The sequence below is a fragment of the Mycobacterium sp. 23 genome, from assembly GCF_048287075.1.
GTDB lineage: Bacteria > Actinomycetota > Actinomycetes > Mycobacteriales > Mycobacteriaceae > Mycobacterium > Mycobacterium gordonae_B.
The window spans coordinates 1,503,557-1,522,386 of the sequence record NZ_JBLVUX010000005.1; the positions used below are offsets into that span (position 1 = coordinate 1,503,557).

Here is an 18,830-nt window from a genome sequence, read left to right on the forward strand (position 1 = left end):
CGTACGACCCGGTTCAGAGGATGCGTTGCCTGGGCATCACAATCGGCTTGACGCCGTATCTCGGACCCGGTGCGCCGGTGCCACCGGCAGTCGCGACCATCCCCGGTGCCACCGGCACCGCCCCGCCCGATTCGTCGTGCTCGGGGACGGCCCAGTAGGTGCCATCCACGACCGTCCTGCTGGTCCTCACCGGTGCCGAATCGGACCAGCTTGCCCCACGGACAGCTGACCGACCGTGTGCGCGCGGCCCAATCCGGCAGCCGTCGGGGTGGGTCGTACGGGATGCGCCATGGCTGCCCGCTCAGCGACCGGGCCGGCGATCTCCTCGGCGTCGTCATCGCCACTGTTGGTGCCGATCTGACCGATGGAGTAGTCGTAGTGCGTGGCCCTGTTGTGGTCGAACTCATCTGCCCACCACAGCTCGGCTTGATCGAATTCGACGAAAAGGTCGAGCAACGTCGTGCCGGTGTACTCCACGGCCTCCGGGGCGGCGAGACTCTGGACGGCCGCAGGGCCTTGCGTGATCAGGCTGACGAGGCCCGCCTGCTGCATGTTTGCGATTCCGGCCGCGCTGGTGGTCGCAGACGGGCTCGTCAGCGGATCCAGGTCGTGCCGCCACGGCGGAGGAAGCCGCGTAGCCGTACATAGCGGCCGCGTCACGAGCCCACATTTCGCTGTAACGCGCCTCGAGCACCGCGGTGGCCGGGGTGTTCTGCCCGAAAGTGTTAGTTGTGGTCAGCGCGGATAGCTCAGCCCGGTTGGCCGCCACCTCTGCCGGAGGAACGGTCAGGGCAAAGGCCGTCTCGTAAGCGGCCGCCGACGACATGGCCTGCGTCGCCGCGCGCGCCGACGAGTCCGCCGTGCAGGTCAGCCACGCCACGAAGGCGCGCGGGGGCCGCCATCGACAGCGACGCGGAGCCGACCCGCGCCTCGGCGCTGAGGCTTTTCCCGACAGATGCGAAAGAAGAAGCAGCGGTGCGCAATTCATCGGAAATGCCGCTCCACGCTGCCGCAGCGGCCAACATCGGCGCCGGACCCGCGCCGGCTTACATGCAGGCCGAGTTGACCTCGGGCGGAAGGGCTCCAAAATCCAACAGCGAATCCTGTTTCGGCGTAAATGCGTTGAGCGTCCGACGACCCCCGGTCCTCGTCGGCAACCTGTTGCGGGAAGTTTAAACCGCGATGAACATAACCGCTGTCGGTGAACTCATCGTTCTCATAGGGAATTCCAATGATCAGACGACTACATGCCTGGGCATGACCACCGGTCTGAACCCGTAGCGCGGCCCGGCGACACCACCCGCGCCTTTGCCCCCCATCGCTATCCCGGGCGCACCTGCCACAAACCCCGTTTCCCCGGGCATCGCCCAACCAGTGCCCTCGGCGGCGGTCGCGCCGGCAGTGACGGCAGGCGCGGCGGTGGACCAGCTTGCCGGTACCGAGAGCCCACCGACCGAGGACGCGGCGCCCAGCAGCGGAGCGGTTCCCGCGCCGATCGAGGTCACCGCATTCGCTACCGCGGCGGCGCCTGCTGAACCGATCCCGGCGGCGGACCCAGCGGCGGGCAGGGTGTTCAGGGTGTGCTGCAGGAACACCGCCGTGGTGATCCCGGCAGTGGTGAACCATCCGGCGGTGTTGACGGCACCGTTGATGGTGTTCTGCACGAACGGGACGGCCAGCAGATCGGTGATGCTCTGTGTGACCGAGTCCAGAGCCGCGGCATCTGCCGCCGCCGGAGAGGCCAGGCCACGCACCGCGTTGGGGATGTCGCCGATCAGGTTGTTCAGTCCGGATTGCTGTACGGCCTGGCTGACCGCCGCTGCTTGGGCGGCCGGGCCGGCGGGGTTGGTGGCCTGGGCCGGCGGAGCCAACGGGTTCAGCTTTCCCGAGGCCGCCGAAGACGTGGCGTACCCGTACATCGCCAGCGCATCCTGAGCCCACATTTCGCCGTAGTGCGCCTCGGTGGCCGCGATGGCAGGCGTGTTCTGTCCCAAGACGTTGGTCGCCACCAGCATCGCGAGCAGGGCTCTGTTGGCGACCACCTCGCCCGGCGGGACCGTCATCGCATAGGCCGCCTCGAACGCCGCCGCGGACGCGACAGCTTGCGCACCCGCCAGCGCCGTGGCGTCCGCGGTGTAGGACAACCAGGCGAGAAAAGGTTGGGCCGCGGCAGCCATGGACAGCGAAGCGGGACCCATCCACTGCTCGGTGGTGAGCGCAGCGACCACCGACTCGAACGAATCCGCGGTGGTGCTGAGCTCGACTGCCAGTCCGTTCCAGGCCGCGGCGGCCGCCATCATCGGCGCCGGACCGGCGCCGGTGTACATGCGGATGGAGTTGATTTCTGGAGGTAATGCGCCAAAGTCGATCATTATCAATCCTTTCCGGAATTCAGATGCTCGCCGGGCGGGCCATGACGATGGGTTTCACGCCGTAGCGCGGCGCCCCGAATCCACTGCTGCTGCGGCCCGTTGACGCCATTCCCGGCATGCCGGGCAGCAGCGTCGTATCCGCCGCGGCCGGCGGCGGCGCCGCTGCCCAGGCCGACGGTCGCGGCGAAGCACTGGACACCAGGGAGGCCGGGCCGGCCCAGGCCGGCGGCGCCGACATCGCGGCGATCGGCGATCCGGCGAGCCCTGCCGCAACGGGTGCCTCCCCGGCGCCAACCGCCGCCGCTCCTTCCAGACCCGCGACATCGGCCGCGCCCTCCACCGCGCCCTCTTCGAGAGGCAGCAACAGGCCGCCGTTGGCCAACCCCACCAGATTCGACGCCGCCGAGGCCCAGTTGCCGACGCCGATGTTGACGATGTTGGCCACATCCGCCAACGGGGAATCCGTCAGCGCAGCGGGTAGTGCCGCGGCAGCCGAATTGGCCGACTCGGTGGCGGCATAACTCTGGGCACTGAGTCCGAGGGTATTGACGAACGTGTCGTACATGGCCGTCGCTTCCGCGCTGACCTGTTGGTACAGCGCGCCGTACGCAGCGAACAGGGATGCCTGCAGCGCCGAAACCTCATCTGCGGCAGCGGGAATCATGCCGGAGGTAATTGGAACCGCGGCGGCGGCGTTCTGGGCGCTCTGCTGGGCGCCGATGGTTTGCAGCTTGCCCGCGGCGGCGGTCAATTCTTCGGTCTGTGCGGTCAGGAAAGACATGTGTGTTGCTCCTCTTCTTCAGGCGGGCCGGGTGACCGGCACCCCCGTCCGGCAGATTGGCGCGCCCCAAGCCGGTTCACGGCTTCGTAACACCGCCATATTGAGCGTGTCACTTTGTTGTGGTACCCGCGCGAAAATCAAGCGCGCGGCGCGAGAATCTTGCCGGAAAGCGGGGAGGCGTTCAGCGCAACGCCGAACCCCACTGAACCTGTTCGCGGAGCTTGGCTTTGAGCAGTTTCCCACCCGCATTGCGCGGCAACGGCGTCGTCACTACCGAGACATACTGCGGAACTTTGTAATCCGCGAGCTGCTCGCGGCAGTGTTCAAGCACCGCGGGTACATCGACCTGCTCCCCGAACAGCACCGCGCCGACCTTTTCCCCCATGACGTCATCCGGCACCGCGAGAACGCAGGCGTCCGCGACAGAGGGAGCAGCCAGTAATGCCGCTTCGACCTCAACGCTGGAGATGTTCTCGCCGCCGCGGTTGATGATGTCTTTGAGCCGGTCGATGATGTGCACCCGGCCGGCGTCATCGACGCGAACCACGTCGCCGGTATGCAGCCAGCCGTCCACGATGGTGCTCGCGGTGGCCTCGGGCCGGTTCCAGTAGCCGGCTGTGATGTTGGCGCCCCGGGTCACCAGTTCGCCGACGAGTTGACCGGTCTCGCTCGGGATCACGCCGAGATCCACCGAGGGCACTGCGTAACCGACCGAGTCGGCGTGCTCGATGGCCTCGTCGTCGGGCAGCATGGTCATCAGCGATGCGGTTTCAGTCATGCCGTAACCGTTCGACACGGCGGCCTGCGGGAACGCCTTCTTCACGGACTGGACCAGAGTCGGCGCGATGGGCGCGCCGCCATAGCCGACCCAGCGGACGCCGGATACGTCGGCCGCGGCGAAGTCCTTGTGCCGCAGCAACAGCGCGTAGATCGCCGGGACGGTGACCATCACGGAGATACGCTCGGCGGTCAGGGTGGCCACCAACTCGTCGAGGTTTAGCGTGGGCATGATCACCGCTGCCCCACCGAGTCGGAGGGCAGGCAAAAGCTGGGTGTTGCAACCGGTCACGTGAAACAGCGGCACCGAGATCAGCGTGCGCAGTTCCTCACCGATGTCGCGCGGCTGGTCCAGACACCGAATCCCGTTCTCCGTGTTGGTCACAAAGGCTTCATGCGTGGTCGGCACCCCCTTGGGGTGCCCGGTGGTGCCGGACGTATAGAACAGCGCAGCAACGTCTTTCGGGCCGAGGTGGTCGGCGATGTACGGCGGACCGTCCGGCAGCGCAGTGCCCGCGTCAAGGTCGATATGCACCCCGGCGTCGGACAGCACGAAGTCGACCTCCGGTTGCGCTGATCGCGTGTTCACTGCGACCGCAATGCCTCCGGCCATCACCGTGCCCCAGAAAGCCAGCACCCAGTTGATTCCCGCCGGGTAGCGCACGGCAACGCGGTCGCCCTGTTTCAGGCCGTCGGCGCGCAAACCGCCTGCGACGCGCGATGCGCGGTCCCAGAGTTCACGGTAGGTCAGCCGATCCGAGCCCAGCTCGACCACGGCTTCGCTTTTCGGCCGGGCGGTGACCTGCTCGCCGAGCATGTCGAGCAAGGTGGCCGGTAGGCCCTCGTAGCGTGGGATTCCATGGTCGTCCAGGTGAACGCCGGTGCGCCGGAATGGGTTGCTGCTGCGCGAAATCTCCACTACTTCAGGCATCGCGTTCCTCACCTACCGTCGGCTACCTACCCACGGTAGGGGCAACAGCCCCCTCAGGCCAGGGCGAATTTGGCGTAGCTGTCGACGTTGAAGGCATGAAACACCCGGCGCCGGTCAGCGGGAAGCAGGGGCTCGACAGTGGACGCGTCGACGACGTGCGGCCGCACCACGTGGTAGGTCTGCCCCTTCGACCTGATCGTCGCGGATCCGGCGGCACGCACGTTGCGCAGCCAGTCGACGTCCGAACCGTAGGGCAGGGGCACGACGAAGCCGTCGGGAATCGGGACGGCGACGACCGGGGTGGCGTAATGGTTCCCCGATTTCCGCCCGGTGTGCTTGATCACCGAGGCGTACCAGTAGCGGCGGCCCGCCAAAGTCATCATGGCGGGGTTGAGCACGTGCTTGTTGAAGTGTCGGACCGCGTCTCGAACGCGCGGCTTGGTGTAGGTGGTCATAGTTATCCAGCTTGCTCGGGAGGCCTCCCACGGGACAGGGGCCTTCGTCCACTCCTGGTGAGGACTTCTGCCAGCGCCCGGACGTCCCTGCCCTATCGTCGTAGCGGTGACGATCCAGGAGCCTGCTGCGTTTTTCACCGCCGACGGTGATTGCTACCTGCCCGGACCGATGACCCGCGGACCATGGGGCGCAGCCATGGGCGGCCAGATTGTCGGCGGCCTGTTGGGTTGGGGGATCGAGCAATCCGGCTTCGACCCGGAGTTTCAGCCCGCCCGCCTCACCGTGGACCTGTTGCGGCCGGCTCTGCTGGAGCCGGTGCGGATACTGACGTCGGTGCAGCGGGAAGGCCGGCGTATCAGACTCGTCGACGGCGCACTGGTGCAGGACGGACGCACGGTCGCGCGCGCGAGCGCGTTGTTCCTGCGGCGTGGTGAGCATCCCGAGGGCGAGGTGTGGTCGGACTCGGTGCAGATGCCGCCGCTTCCGTCCGACACTGCGGAGTTCCCACCCGACATGCCCTTCCTCATCTGGGGTTACGGCGCCACTGCCGAAGGCAGCCCGGGTATCGCGGCCGGCGAGTGGGAACAGTCGCACTCCCGGAAGTTCGCTTGGACGAGGATGTTTCGGCCGATGGTGCAGGGGTATCCGTTGACGCCGTTCACCCGCCTGGCCTTCGTCGGTGATGTGACCAGCTCATTGACTCATTGGGGCACCGGCGGACTGCGCTACATCAACGCCGACTACACCGTCACCGCGAGCCGGCTACCGGATGGTGAGTATGTCGGTCTGGCCGCCCAGAGTCATTACGGCTCGGGCGGGGTCGCTACCGGGAGCGCAACGCTGTTCGATCGGCACGGGCCGATCGGCACCAGTTCGGCACTGGCACTGGGGCAGCCGGCGGAGGCGTTTCGGCCGTTGTACACCTGAGCCGGGCCGATCAGAACGGCCAGATCGGGATGTCGAAACTGGTGATCGTGGTGCTCGGCAGGTGGATACGCGGGATGGTCAACGCGGGAGTTGTCATGCTGCCCAACCCGATTGACGGAATCGTGAAGGACGGCGTGGTGAGCGGCGGCGTGCTGATCTGCGGGAGCGTGAAGCTGCCGAGGCCGATCGAGGGAATCGTGAACGACGGCGTCGTGAGCGGCGGCGTGCTGATCTGCGGGAGCGTGAAGCTGCCGAGGCCGATCGAGGGAATCGTGAACGACGGCGTCGTGAGCGGCGGCGTGCTGATCTGCGGCAGGGTGAACCCGCCGACGCCGATCGAGGGGATCGTGAACGGCGCGGAGGTGGTTGCCGGGATGTTGAGCTGAGGAAGTGTGAATCCACCTAATCCGATGGGGTCGACGGTGAACGGTGGGGTCGTGATGGGCGGCGTGGTGATCTGCGGAAGAGTGAAGCCGCCGGTGCCGATCGGGTCGATCGTGATGGGCGGAGTGGTGAATTCCGGGATGCTGATCTGCGGAAGGGTGAAGCCCGCGACGCCGATCGGGTCGATGGTCAGGGCCGGAATCATGATCGTGGGTGTCGTGATCTCCGGGAGGGTGAATCCCGCGACGCTGATGGGCGGGATGGTGATGGCCGGCGTCGTGAGTGCGGGGAGGTTGAAGCCGTTGATGTTGAAGGACGGGATGTTGACGCCGATGCCACCGATGGTGCCGGGACCGACCAGGGCATAGGCGGGGGGTCCGCCGGTTCCGGAGCTCTGTTGGACGCCCCCACCGATCTGCGGGTAGAGGCCGGTGACGGTGGTTTGGAAATTGACGAGGTTATTGGGAATGAATATGACGAGATCATTGATCTTGAACTGCGGCAGGGTGATTGTGACGGTGCCGAGATTGATATTGGGTGTCGTGAAGGAGCCGGCGCCGATTTGCCCGATCGGTATCGACGGGATGCTGAGCGCGGGCAAGCTGAATCCGCCCACCGTGGTGCCGGCGGGGATCGTGATCGGTGGGATGAAGATCGGTGGGGTGGACAACGGGGGCAGGTCGAAGGCGCCCAGTGTGATTCCGGCGGGGATCGTGATTCGCGGAATGGTCAGCGACGGGATGCTGAGCTGCGGCAGGTCGAACGCCCCGATTGTGGTGCCGGCGCCGATCGTGAGTGAAGGAACGGAAAGCGACGGGATGCCGAGCGTGGGCAGGTTGAACGCTCCCACCCCGATTCCCGCGGGAGTGGTGAACGCCGGTATCGATACCGGCGGCAGCGTGATCGGCGGCAGACCGAACCCGCCCACCGTGATCCCCGCGGGAGTGGTCGAGGCCGGAATCGAGATCGAGGGCACCGTGATCGGTGGCAGATCGAACCCGCCCACCGTGATCCCCGCGGGAGTGGTCGAGGCCGGAATCGACAGCGACGGCACCGTGATCGGCGGCAGACCGAACCCGCCCACCGTGATACCCGCCGGCGTGGTCGAGGCCGGAATCGTCAACGACGGCACCGTGATCGGCGGCAGACCGAACCCGGGCACCGAGATCGCAGGGATCTCCAATGCCGGCAACAACAGATCCGGGGTGTTAATCGCAATGTGCAAACTGCGCGGGGCTGCCCCGGTGTGGAACGCGCCGATGTTGAAATCGCTGGTGTTGAACAGGCCTTGGTTCATGTTCCCGGCGTTGAACGCACCGGTGTTGTAGCTGCCGGTGTTGAAGCTGCCCATATTCGACGAGCCCGGGTTGGCGACGCCGGTGTTGAGGTTGCCGGTGTTCAAGATTCCGGTGTTGCCCAGCCCGACGTCGAACAGACCCGCGTTCCACGACCCGGCATTGAACAACCCGGTGTTGCCCGCCCCGGTGTTGCCAATACCCACGTTGCCCGACCCCGAATTGAACAACCCCACATTGCCGGTACCGGAGTTGAACAGGCCGAGATTCCCACTGCCAGAGTTCAACCCACCCAGACTGAACGACTCCACCCCACCAGCAGCACCCAGGGTGACATAGGTGCCGCCCACCCCGATGCGGTGATCACCACTGAGCCCGAACCCGACGTTGTGGCTGCCGGTGTTGCCCAACCCGACGTTGTGAGCGCCGACATTGCCCGCCCCGAAGTTGAAGTCACCCAGATTCGCGGTGCCCACGTTGGCGCTGCCGAGATTGCCCAATCCGATATTGCCGGCCCCCACATTGGCCAACACCCGGTTGACCTGCGCGCTCAACGACTCCGGCGACATTGCGGTATGCACCCAGCCCGAGACCGCGCTACCCAGACTCACCACACCCGTGCCACCGGTATTACCCGCCAGCCCAGCCACATTCGAGTTCAACCACCCCGACAACCCCGACCCATAATTGCCGAACCCGGAGTTACCGCCGGCACCGGAGTTAAAGAACCCCGACGACGGCGCGACGCTGGTGTTGAAGTAACCGGGACCGCCAGGGATCGCCACCTCGGCGATAACGGCGCTCGGCAAGTGAATACTGGGCACCGTTATCGGTGGCGTCGCAAACGCCCCCAACCCGATCGAGGGAATCGTGAACACCGGCGTCGTCAACGCCGGCACACTCACCTGCGGCAGCTCAAACCCACCCAACCCGATCGACGGAATCGTGAACACCGGCGTCGTCAACGCCGGGGTACTGATCTGCGGTAAGGCGAAGCCGCCCAACCCGATTGACGGGATGGTGAACACCGGCGTCGTCAACGCCGGGGTACTGATCTGGGGCAGCTCGAATCCGCCGAGTCCGATTGAGGGGATGGTCAGCGCCGGGGTGGTGATCGGCGGGGTGGTGATCGCCGGAAGGACGAGGTTGCTCAACCCGATGGGATCAATGGTGATCGGTGGGGTTGTGATTGGCGGGGTGGTGATCTGCGGCAGCGTGAACGCGGCCGCCCCGATCGGGTCGATGGTGATCGACGGCGTCGTGAATGGGGGCGTGACGATCTGCGGCAATGTAAACCCTGCCGCGCCAATCGGATCGATCGTGATCGGCGGCGTCGTGATCGACGGGGTGGTGATCTGGGGTAGCGCGAAGCCGGCGACGCCGATGGACGGGATGTTGATGGCGGGTGTCGTCAAGGCAGGAAGACTGAATCCACTGATGCTGAACGACTCGACTCGGATCCCAAGGCCATTGATTGTGAAGGGTGGTAATTGGATGTAGGCCCCGGGACCGCCGGCGCTGGGGGTGTTCTTGCCGGCGATGTTGCTGATGACTCCCCCGCCGATCTGAGGGAAGACGCCGGCGGCGCCTGTCTGGAGGTTGGGGATGTTGTTAGGCAGGTACGCGACAAACGGAATGTTGACCGACGGCGTACTGATGTTGACGCTCGCGATGTTGATAGGTGGTGTGGTGAAGCTGCCGGTGGTGATGCTGGCGATGTTGAGTGAGGGAATGGTGATGGGGGGCAGGTTGAATCCGCCGATGGTGGTGCCGGCGGGGATGGTGATCGGCGGGATGACGATCGGGGGGATGGACAACCGGGGCAGGTCGAAGGCGCCCAGGGTGATGCCGGCGGGGATGGTGATCGAGGGGAGATCGATCGCGGGGATCGTCAGTTTGGGGAGATCGAAGGCACCCAGGCTGGTGCCGGCTGCGATGGTGATCGACGGGATATTGATCGACGGAATGCTCAACGTGGGCAACTCGAAAGCACCCAGGTTGATCCCCGCCGGAATCGTCAACGGCGGAATCGTGATGGGCGGCAGCGTGATCGGCGGCAACCCGAACCCACCCACCGTGATCCCCGCCGGGGTGGTCGAGGCCGGAATCGAGATCGAGGGCACCGTGATCGGCGGCAGGCCGAACCCACCCACGGTGATCCCCGCCGGGGTGCTCGAGGCCGGAATCGAGATCGAGGGCACCGTGATCGGCGGCAACCCGAACCCACCCACCGTGATCCCCGCCGGCGTGCTCGACGCCGGAATACTCAACGAGGGCACCGTGACCGGCGGCAACCCGAACCCCGGCACCGCAATCGAAGGAACCTGCAACGGCGGCAACGTCACATCCGGAATCACCACCCCCACATGCACACTGCCCTGACCCACCCCCGCCAGCAACACCCCGTTATTCCACGAACCCGTGTTCAACAACCCGTTGTTCATGTCCCCGAAGTTCAACACCCCGGTATTGACATCCCCACCGTTGAACCACCCCGTATTCGTATCCCCCACATTGAAACCACCGGTGTTAAACGAACCCGGATTGAAACTGCCCGTGTTGAAACTGCCCGTATTGAACAACCCGACGTTGCCCACACCCCCATCAAAGACACCCCAGTTCAACGACCCCGCGTTGAACAACCCCGTATTCCCTACCCCGGTGTTCCCGATCCCGAAGTTCCCCGACCCCGAATTAAACAACCCCACATTGTCCGTACCCGAGTTGAACAACCCCAAATTCCCACTGCCAGAATTCAACCCACCCCAAGCGAACGACTCCACCCCACCAGCAACGCCCACAGTCACATAGGTGCCGCCCACCCCGATGCGGTGATCACCACTGAGCCCGAACCCGATGTTGTGGCTGCCGGTGTTGCCCAACCCGACGTTGTGAGCGCCGACATTGCCCGCCCCGAAGTTGAAGTCACCCAGATTCGCGGTGCCCACGTTGGCGCTGCCGAGATTGCCCAATCCGATATTGCCGGCCCCCACATTGGCCAACACCCGGTTGACCTGCGCGCTCAACGACTCCGGCGACATTGCGGTATGCACCCAGCCCGAGACCGCGCTACCCAGACTCACCACACCCGTGCCACCGGTATTACCCGCCAGCCCAGCCACATTCGAGTTCAACCACCCCGACAACCCCGACCCATAATTGCCGAACCCGGAGTTACCGCCGGCACCGGAGTTAAAGAACCCCGACGACGGCGCGACGCTGGTGTTGAAGTAACCGGGACCGCCAGGGATCGCCACCTCGGCGATAACGGCGCTCGGCAAGTGAATACTGGGCACCGTTATCGGTGGCGTCGCAAACGCCCCCAACCCGATCGAGGGAATCGTGAACACCGGCGTCGTCAACGCCGGCGTCGTGACCTGCGGCAGCTCAAACCCACCCAACCCGATCGACGGAATCGTGAACACCGGCGTCGTCAACGCCGGGGTACCGATCTGCGGTAAGGCGAAGCCGCCCAACCCGATTGACGGGATGGTGAACACCGGCGTCGTCAACGCCGGGGTACTGATCTGGGGCAGCTCGAATCCGCCGAGTCCGATTGAGGGGATGGTCAGCGCCGGGGTGGTGATCGGCGGGGTGGTGATCGCCGGAAGGACGAGGTTGCTCAACCCGATGGGATCAATGGTGATCGGTGGGGTTGTGATTGGCGGGGTGGTGATCTGCGGCAGCGTGAACGCGGCCGCCCCGATCGGGTCGATGGTGATCGACGGCGTCGTGAATGGGGGCGTGACGATCTGCGGCAATGTAAACCCTGCCGCGCCAATCGGATCGATCGTGATCGGCGGCGTCGTGATCGACGGGGTGGTGATCTGTGGTAGCGCAAAACCAGGTACCGCAATAGATGGGATGGTGATGGCGGGTGTCGTCAACGCGGGAAGGCCGAACCCGTCGACCGTAAACGGCGGGATGAGGAAGCCAAGGCCGTTGATCGTGATGGGGCCGAAGTCGATGTAGGCGGGAGGCCCACCTGCGCTGGGGGTGTTTTTGCCGGGGTCGCCGCTGATGACTCCCCCGCCGATCTGGGGGAAGATGCCTGCAGCCTGCGACTGCAACAGAGAGAAGTTGTTGGGAATGAAAGCAATGAACTCTGCGTGAACCTTCGGCAGCTTGAGAGTCAGGTTTCCTGGCCCGATTTGCGGTGTGGTGAAGCTGCCGGTGGTGATGCTGGCGATGTTGAGTGAGGGAATGGTGATGGGGGGCAGGTTGAATCCGCCGATGGTGGTGCCGGCGGGGATGGTGATCGGCGGGATGACGATCGGGGGGATGGACAACCGGGGCAGGTCGAAGGCGCCCAGGGTGATGCCGGCGGGGATGGTGATCGAGGGGAGATCGATCGCGGGGATCGTCAGTTTGGGGAGATCGAAGGCACCCAGGCTGGTGCCGGCTGCGATGGTGATCGACGGGATATTGATCGACGGAATGCTCAACGTGGGCAACTCGAAAGCACCCAGGTTGATCCCCGCCGGAATCGTCAACGGCGGAATCGTGATGGGCGGCAGCGTGATCGGCGGCAACCCGAACCCACCCACCGTGATCCCCGCCGGGGTGGTCGAGGCCGGAATCGAGATTGAGGGCACCGTGATCGGCGGCAGGCCGAACCCACCCACGGTGATCCCCGCCGGGGTGCTCGAGGCCGGAATCGAGATCGAGGGCACCGTGATCGGCGGCAACCCGAACCCACCCACCGTGATCCCCGCCGGCGTGCTCGAGGCCGGAATCGAAATCGAGGGCACCGTGACCGGCGGCAACCCGAACCCCGGCACCGCAATCGAAGGAACCTGCAACGGCGGCAACGTCACATCCGGAATCACCACCCCCACATGCACACTGCCCTGACCCACCCCCGCCAGCAACACCCCGTTATTCCACGAACCCGTGTTCAACACCCCGTTGTTCATGTCCCCGAAGTTCAACACCCCGGTATTGACATTCCCACCGTTGAACCACCCCGTATTCGTATCCCCCACATTGAAACCACCGGTGTTAAACGAACCCGGATTGAAACTGCCCGTGTTGAAACTGCCCGTATTGAACAACCCGACGTTGCCCACACCCCCATCAAACACACCCCAGTTCAACGACCCCGCGTTGAACAACCCCGTATTGCCCACCCCGGTGTTCCCGATCCCGAAGTTCCCCGACCCCGAATTAAACAACCCCACATTGTCCGTACCGGAGTTGAACAGGCCGAGATTCCCACTGCCAGAGTTCAACCCACCCCAAGCGAACGACTCCACCCCACCAGCAGCACCCACAGTCACATAGGTGCCGCCCACCCCGACGCGGTGATCACCACTGAGCCCGAACCCGATGTTGTGGCTGCCGGTGTTGCCCAACCCGAAGTTGTGAGCGCCGACATTGCCCGCCCCGAAATTGAAGTCACCCAGATTCGCCGCACCCACATTGGCACTACCGAGATTGCCCACCCCGACATTACCGGCCCCCACATTGGCCAACACCCGATTCACCCCGGTCGCCAACGACTCCGGCGACAACGCGGTATGCACCCACCCCGAGACCGCGCTACCCAGACTCACCACACCCGTGCCACCGGAATTACCCGCCAGCCCAGCCACATTCGAGTTCAACCACCCCGACAACCCCGACCCATAATTGCCGAAACCCGAGTTACCACCAGCACCAGAATTAAAGAACCCCGACGACGGCGCCACACTGGTGTTGAAATACCCCGGCCCACCCGGCACCGCCACCTCAGCCACCACCGTGCTCGGCAAATGAATACTCGGCACCGTCAACGCCGGAGTCCCAAACGCCCCCAACCCAATCGAGGGAATCGTGAACACCGGCGTCGTCAACGCCGGCACACTCACCTGCGGCAGCTCAAACCCACCCAACCCGACAGACGGAATCGTGAACACCGGCGTCGTCAACGCCGGGGTACTGATCTGCGGTAAGGCGAAGCCGCCCAACCCGACAGACGGAATCGTGAACACCGGCGTCGTCAACGCCGGGGTACTGATCTGGGGCAGTGCGAAAGCAGCCAGACCGATGGGGTCAATTGACAACGGCGGAGTCGTGATCGGCGGAATGCTGATCTCCGGCAGGACGAACCTGGCCAGACTGATCGGATCGATCGTGATCGGCGGCGTGGTGATCGGCGGCGTCACGATCTGCGGCAACGTAAAGCCGCCGGTGCCAATCGGATTGATGGTGATCGGTGGCGTCGTGATCGGCGGCGTGGTGATCTGCGGCAGCGTAAACGCTGCCGCGCCAATCGGATCGATCGTGATCGACGGCGTCGTGAACGCCGGCGTGGTGAGTTCCGGCAGGGCAAACCCGGGCACCGCAATCGACGGGATGGTGATGGCGGGTGTCGTCAACGCGGGAAGACCGAACCCGCCGATCGTGAACGATGGAATGCTGAACTCGATGCCGCTGATCGTGAGTGGGCCGAACTGAATGTAGGCGGGGGGACCTCCGGCCGGATTTCCGTTGTTGACTTGGGGATTGACGACTCCCCCACCGATTTGCGGGTACGTGCCGGAAATACCCGTCGATGCGAAAGTGATGTTGTTCGGCAGATACGCGACGAACTGCACGTTCACCGTGGGCAGCGTCAGGGTCAGGTCTTGCGGGCCGATTTGGGGTGTGGTGAAGCTGCCGGTGGTGATGCTGCCGATTGTGAATGACGGAATGGTCAGCTGGGGCAGGTTGAATCCGCCCACGGTAGTGCCGGACGGGATGCTGACCGGCGGGACTGTGATGGGTGGAATGGTCAGCTTGGGAAGGTCGAAGGCGCCCAGGGTGATGCCGGCGGGGATGGTGATCGAGGGGAGATCGATCCCCGGGATCGTCAGTTGAGGTAGATCGAAGGCGCCCAGGCTGGTGCCGGCTGCGATGGTGATCGACGGGATATCGATCGACGGAATGGTGAGCCGAGGTAGATCGAAAGCGCTGACATTGATGCCGGCCGGGATGGTGATCGGCGGAGTGGTGATCGACGGAATGCCCAGTTTGGGGAGATTGAATGCGTCCAGGCTGGTGCCGGCGGGAATCGTGAGCGGCGGGATGGAGATGGAGGGCACCGTGATCGGCGGCAGGCCGAACCCACCCACGGTGATCCCCGCCGGAGTGCTCGAGGCCGGAATCGAGATCGAGGGCACCGTGATCGGCGGCAACCCGAACCCACCCACCGTGATCCCCGCCGGAGTACTCGACGCCGGAATACTCAACGAGGGCACCGTGACCGGCGGCAACCCGAACCCCGGCACCGCAATCGAAGGAACCTGCAACGGCGGCAACGTCACATCCGGAATCACCACCCCCACATGCACACTGCCCTGACCCACCCCCGCCAGCAACACCCCGTTATTCCACGAACCCGTGTTCAACACCCCGTTGTTCATGTCCCCGAAGTTCAACACCCCGGTATTGACATTCCCACCGTTGAACCACCCCGTATTCGTATCCCCCACATTGAAACCACCGGTGTTAAACGAACCCGGATTGAAACTGCCCGTGTTGAAACTGCCCGTATTGAACAACCCGACGTTGCCCACACCCCCATCAAACACACCCCAGTTCAACGACCCCGCGTTGAACAACCCCGTATTCCCTACCCCGGTGTTCCCGATCCCGAAGTTCCCCGACCCCGAATTAAACAACCCCACATTGTCCGTACCCGAGTTGAACAGGCCGAGATTCCCACTGCCAGAGTTCAACCCACCCCAAGCGAACGACTCCACCCCACCAGCAGCACCCACAGTCACATAGGTGCCGCCCACCCCGACGCGGTGATCACCACTGAGCCCGAACCCGATGTTGTGGCTGCCGGTGTTGCCCAACCCGAAGTTGTGAGCGCCGACATTGCCCGCCCCGAAATTGAAGTCACCCAGATTCGCCGCACCCACATTGGCACTACCGAGATTGCCCACCCCGACATTACCGGCCCCCACATTGGCCAACACCCGATTCACCCCGGTCGCCAACGACTCCGGCGACAACGCCGTGTGCACCCACCCCGAGACCGCGCTACCCAGACTCACCACACCCGTGCCACCGGAATTACCCGCCAGCCCAGCCACATTCGAGTTCAACCACCCCGACAACCCCGACCCATAATTGCCGAAACCCGAATTACCACCAGCACCAGAATTAAAGAACCCCGACGACGGCGCCACACTGGTGTTGAAATACCCCGGCCCACCCGGCACCGCCACCTCAGCCACCACCGTGCTCGGCAAATGAATACTCGGCACCGTCAACGCCGGAGTCCCAAACGCCCCCAACCCAATCGAGGGAATCGTGAACACCGGCGTCGTCAACGCCGGCACACTCACCTGCGGCAGCTCAAACCCACCCAACCCGACAGACGGAATCGTGAACACCGGCGTCGTCAACGCCGGGGTACTGATCTGCGGCAGCTCAAACCCGCCCAACCCGATCGGATCGATCGACAGCGGTGGAGTCGTGATCGCCGGAGTGGTGATCGCCGGGAGGTTGAAGGCACTCAAGCCGATTGGGTCGATGGTGATCGGCGGAATCGTGACCGACGGGATGCTGAGTTGCGGCAGGACAAATCCGGCTGCCGCGATCGAATCGATCGTGATCGGCGGGGTGGTGATCGCGGGCGTCACGATCTGCGGCAGCGAGAACGCGCCCAACCGGATCGGATCGATCGTGATCGGCGGGGTGCTGAACGGCGGTGTCACAATCTGCGGCAGTGTGAAGTCAGCTGCCTTGATCGGGTCGATCGTGATGGCTTGCGTCGTGATCGCCGGTGTCTTGATCTCTGGCAGCGTGAACCCGCCGACATTGATGGGCGGGACGGTGATGGGGGGCGTGGTGAGCTCGGGGAGGTTGAACCCGCCGAGCGTCAGCGACGGGATGTTGACGCCGACGCCGGTGATGGTGGCCGGGCCGAGGATGATGTAGGCGGGAGGACCGCCGGAGGTCGGAGGACTGCCCGGGGTGGTGACTCCGCCGCCGAACTGCGGCCAGACTCCCGATACCCCTGTAGTCAGCCAGAATACGTTGTTGGGGATGAACAGAACCAGCGGTAACGGCGGCGATGCCGGCAGCGTCACGGAGATGTTCGAAAGGTTCAATGGTGGCGTCGTGAAGCTCCCGACAGGAATGCTTCCGACGGTGATCGAGGGGATGGTCAACTGGGGCAGGTTGAACGCGCCCAGCGTGATCCCGCCCGGAATGGTGATCGGCGGAATGGCGAGCGACGGGATCGTCAGCCGCGGTAAGTTAAACGCCCCCAACTCGATACCCGGAAGCGTGATCGACGGGATGTCGATCGACGGGATGGTCAACTGAGGCAGATCGAACCCACCGAAACTGATGCCCTCGGAGATCGTCAGAGACGGGATGGAGATCGGCGGAATGCTCAGCGGAGGTAGGCCGAAGCCGTTCACCGCAATTCCCGGGGGTGTGGTGATCGCCGGAGTGGTGATCGACGGAATGGTCAGCCGGGGCAGATCGAACGCGCCCACGTTGATGCCCGCGGGGATCGTGAACGACGGAATCGTCAATGGCGGCACGGTGATCGGCGGCAGGTCGAAGCCGCTGACCATGATCCCGGCCGGCGTAGTCGACGCCGGAATACTCAACGACGGCACCGTGATCGGCGGGAGACCGAAGCCGCTGACCATGATCCCGGCGGGCGTAGTCGACGCCGGAATGCTCAACGAGGGCACCGTGATCGGCGGCAGCGCGAACCCTGGAACGGAAATCGACGGGATTTCCAGCGGCGGCAACGTCAGATCCGGCGTGACGATCGGGATATGGAGGCTGCCCTGGCCAACTCCGGTCTGGAACACCCCGTTGTTCCAGGAGCCGGTGTTGAGCAGGCCGTTGTTCATGTTCCCGAAGTTGAACGCGCCCGTGTTGACATTGCCGTTGTTGAACCAACCGGTGTTGGTGTTACCGGGGTTGAAACCGCCGGTATTCCACGACCCCGTGTTGACGCTGCCGACGTTGAACGCGCCGGCGTTGAACAAACCGGTGTTGCCCAGGCCCGAGTTGCCGATGCCGAAGTTGCCGGCGCCGGAGTTGAAGAATCCGACATTTCCGTTGCCGGAGTTGAACAATCCGACGTTGCCGTTGCCGGAGTTCAACCCGCCCAGACCGAAGCCCGAGGTGCCGATGCTGATGTAGGTGCCGCCGAAACCGATCCGGTTGTCGCCGGTCAGCCCGAAGCCCAGATTGCCGTTGCCCGTGTTCGCGAAGCCGATATTGCGGTCGCCGACGTTGCCGACGCCGACATTGAAACTTCCCAGATTCGCCAATCCGAGGTTGGACGAGCCGACGTTGCCCACGCCCACGTTGAGCGCATCGAGGCTGGGGGCGGCCGGAGCGGACGCCGATGCCGCCAAGCCGGACAGGCCGGCGAGATTTTGCAACGGCTCGGTGAAAGGTGAAAGCGCAGAGACGATTTGCGAGGCCCCGCCGTGGTAGCCGAACATCGCGGCCACGTCCTGGGCCCACATCAGCTCGTACTCGGCTTCGGTTGCGGCGATGCCATGTGCGTTCTGCCCGAACAGGTTTGACCCGACCAGCGCTATTAGCTGGGCGCGGTTTGCCGCGATGATCTCCGGGTCGACCGTGGCGGCCAGCGTCGCCTCGAAGACGGCCGCGGCCATCCGGGCCTGGCTTGCCGCCTGCTCGGCCTGAGCGCCCGCCGCGCCCAGCCATCCCGCATAGTCGGTGGCCACCGCCGTCATGGCCATCGATGCCGGGCCCTGCCACCCGCCACCGGCCAGCCCGGAGGTCACCGAGCCGAACGATGCCGCTGCCGTAGCCAACTCCGCGGACAGCCCCTCCCAGGCCGCCGCAGCCTCCAGCAGCGGGACCGACCCCGCACCGGAAAGAATCCGGGCGGAGTTGATCTCGGGTGGGAAGACGAAGAAATTCATCGAATC

General features: G+C 64.7%; 7 protein-coding genes and 1 pseudogene. 1 reads left to right on the forward strand and 7 read right to left on the reverse strand.

Annotation, left to right across the window (positions count from 1 at the left end):
* Window positions 1–13 precede the first annotated feature (13 nt).
* The 6 genes and pseudogenes from ACNQS7_RS08045 to ACNQS7_RS08070 all read right to left on the reverse strand — a co-directional run bounded on the left by ACNQS7_RS08045 (window position 14) and on the right by ACNQS7_RS08070 (window position 5,316).
* Window positions 14–169, reverse strand: a complete 156-nt coding sequence (locus ACNQS7_RS08045) for a PPE family protein, SVP subgroup (protein ID WP_418012147.1) — start codon at window positions 167–169, stop codon at window positions 14–16.
* Between the two features lie 314 nt (window positions 170–483).
* Window positions 484–1,094, reverse strand: a pseudogene (locus ACNQS7_RS08050) (PPE family protein); the annotation flags it as partial.
* Between the two features lie 141 nt (window positions 1,095–1,235).
* Window positions 1,236–2,369 (reverse strand): PPE family protein, encoded by a 1,134-nt coding sequence (locus ACNQS7_RS08055; RefSeq protein WP_418015929.1) that lies wholly within the window; start codon window positions 2,367–2,369, stop codon window positions 1,236–1,238.
* Window positions 2,370–2,391: 22 nt separating this feature from the next.
* The gene (locus ACNQS7_RS08060) at window positions 2,392–3,153 is read right to left on the reverse strand and encodes a PPE family protein, SVP subgroup (protein ID WP_418012148.1); all 762 of its coding nucleotides are present in this window, start codon (window positions 3,151–3,153) and stop codon (window positions 2,392–2,394) included.
* A 181-nt stretch (window positions 3,154–3,334) separates the two neighbouring features.
* Window positions 3,335–4,861, reverse strand: coding sequence for a class I adenylate-forming enzyme family protein (locus tag ACNQS7_RS08065; protein WP_418012149.1), 1,527 nt, complete (start codon window positions 4,859–4,861; stop codon window positions 3,335–3,337).
* A 53-nt stretch (window positions 4,862–4,914) separates the two neighbouring features.
* On the reverse strand, window positions 4,915–5,316 hold the full coding sequence (locus tag ACNQS7_RS08070; RefSeq protein WP_055580470.1) for a nitroreductase family deazaflavin-dependent oxidoreductase: 402 nt from the start codon (window positions 5,314–5,316) through the stop codon (window positions 4,915–4,917).
* Between the two features lie 106 nt (window positions 5,317–5,422).
* Between ACNQS7_RS08070 and ACNQS7_RS08075 the strand changes: the two genes are divergently transcribed.
* Window positions 5,423–6,244 (forward strand): thioesterase family protein, encoded by an 822-nt coding sequence (locus tag ACNQS7_RS08075; protein ID WP_418012150.1) that lies wholly within the window; start codon window positions 5,423–5,425, stop codon window positions 6,242–6,244.
* A 10-nt stretch (window positions 6,245–6,254) separates the two neighbouring features.
* Here the strand turns inward: ACNQS7_RS08075 and ACNQS7_RS08080 are convergent, their stop codons facing one another.
* A complete protein-coding gene (locus ACNQS7_RS08080) occupies window positions 6,255–18,824 on the reverse strand; it encodes a PPE domain-containing protein (RefSeq protein WP_418012151.1) in 12,570 nt (4,189 codons plus the stop codon).
* Between the last annotated feature and the right edge of the window lie 6 nt (window positions 18,825–18,830).

Coding starts and splice junctions, on each gene's coding strand:
- ACNQS7_RS08065 (WP_418012149.1), bottom strand. CDS start 4,861: ATGCCTGAAGTAGTGGAGATTTCGCGCAGCAGCAACCCATTCCGGCGC.
- ACNQS7_RS08080 (WP_418012151.1), bottom strand. CDS start 18,824: ATGAATTTCTTCGTCTTCCCACCCGAGATCAACTCCGCCCGGATTCTT.
- ACNQS7_RS08070 (WP_055580470.1), bottom strand. CDS start 5,316: ATGACCACCTACACCAAGCCGCGCGTTCGAGACGCGGTCCGACACTTC.
- ACNQS7_RS08060 (WP_418012148.1), bottom strand. CDS start 3,153: ATGTCTTTCCTGACCGCACAGACCGAAGAATTGACCGCCGCCGCGGGC.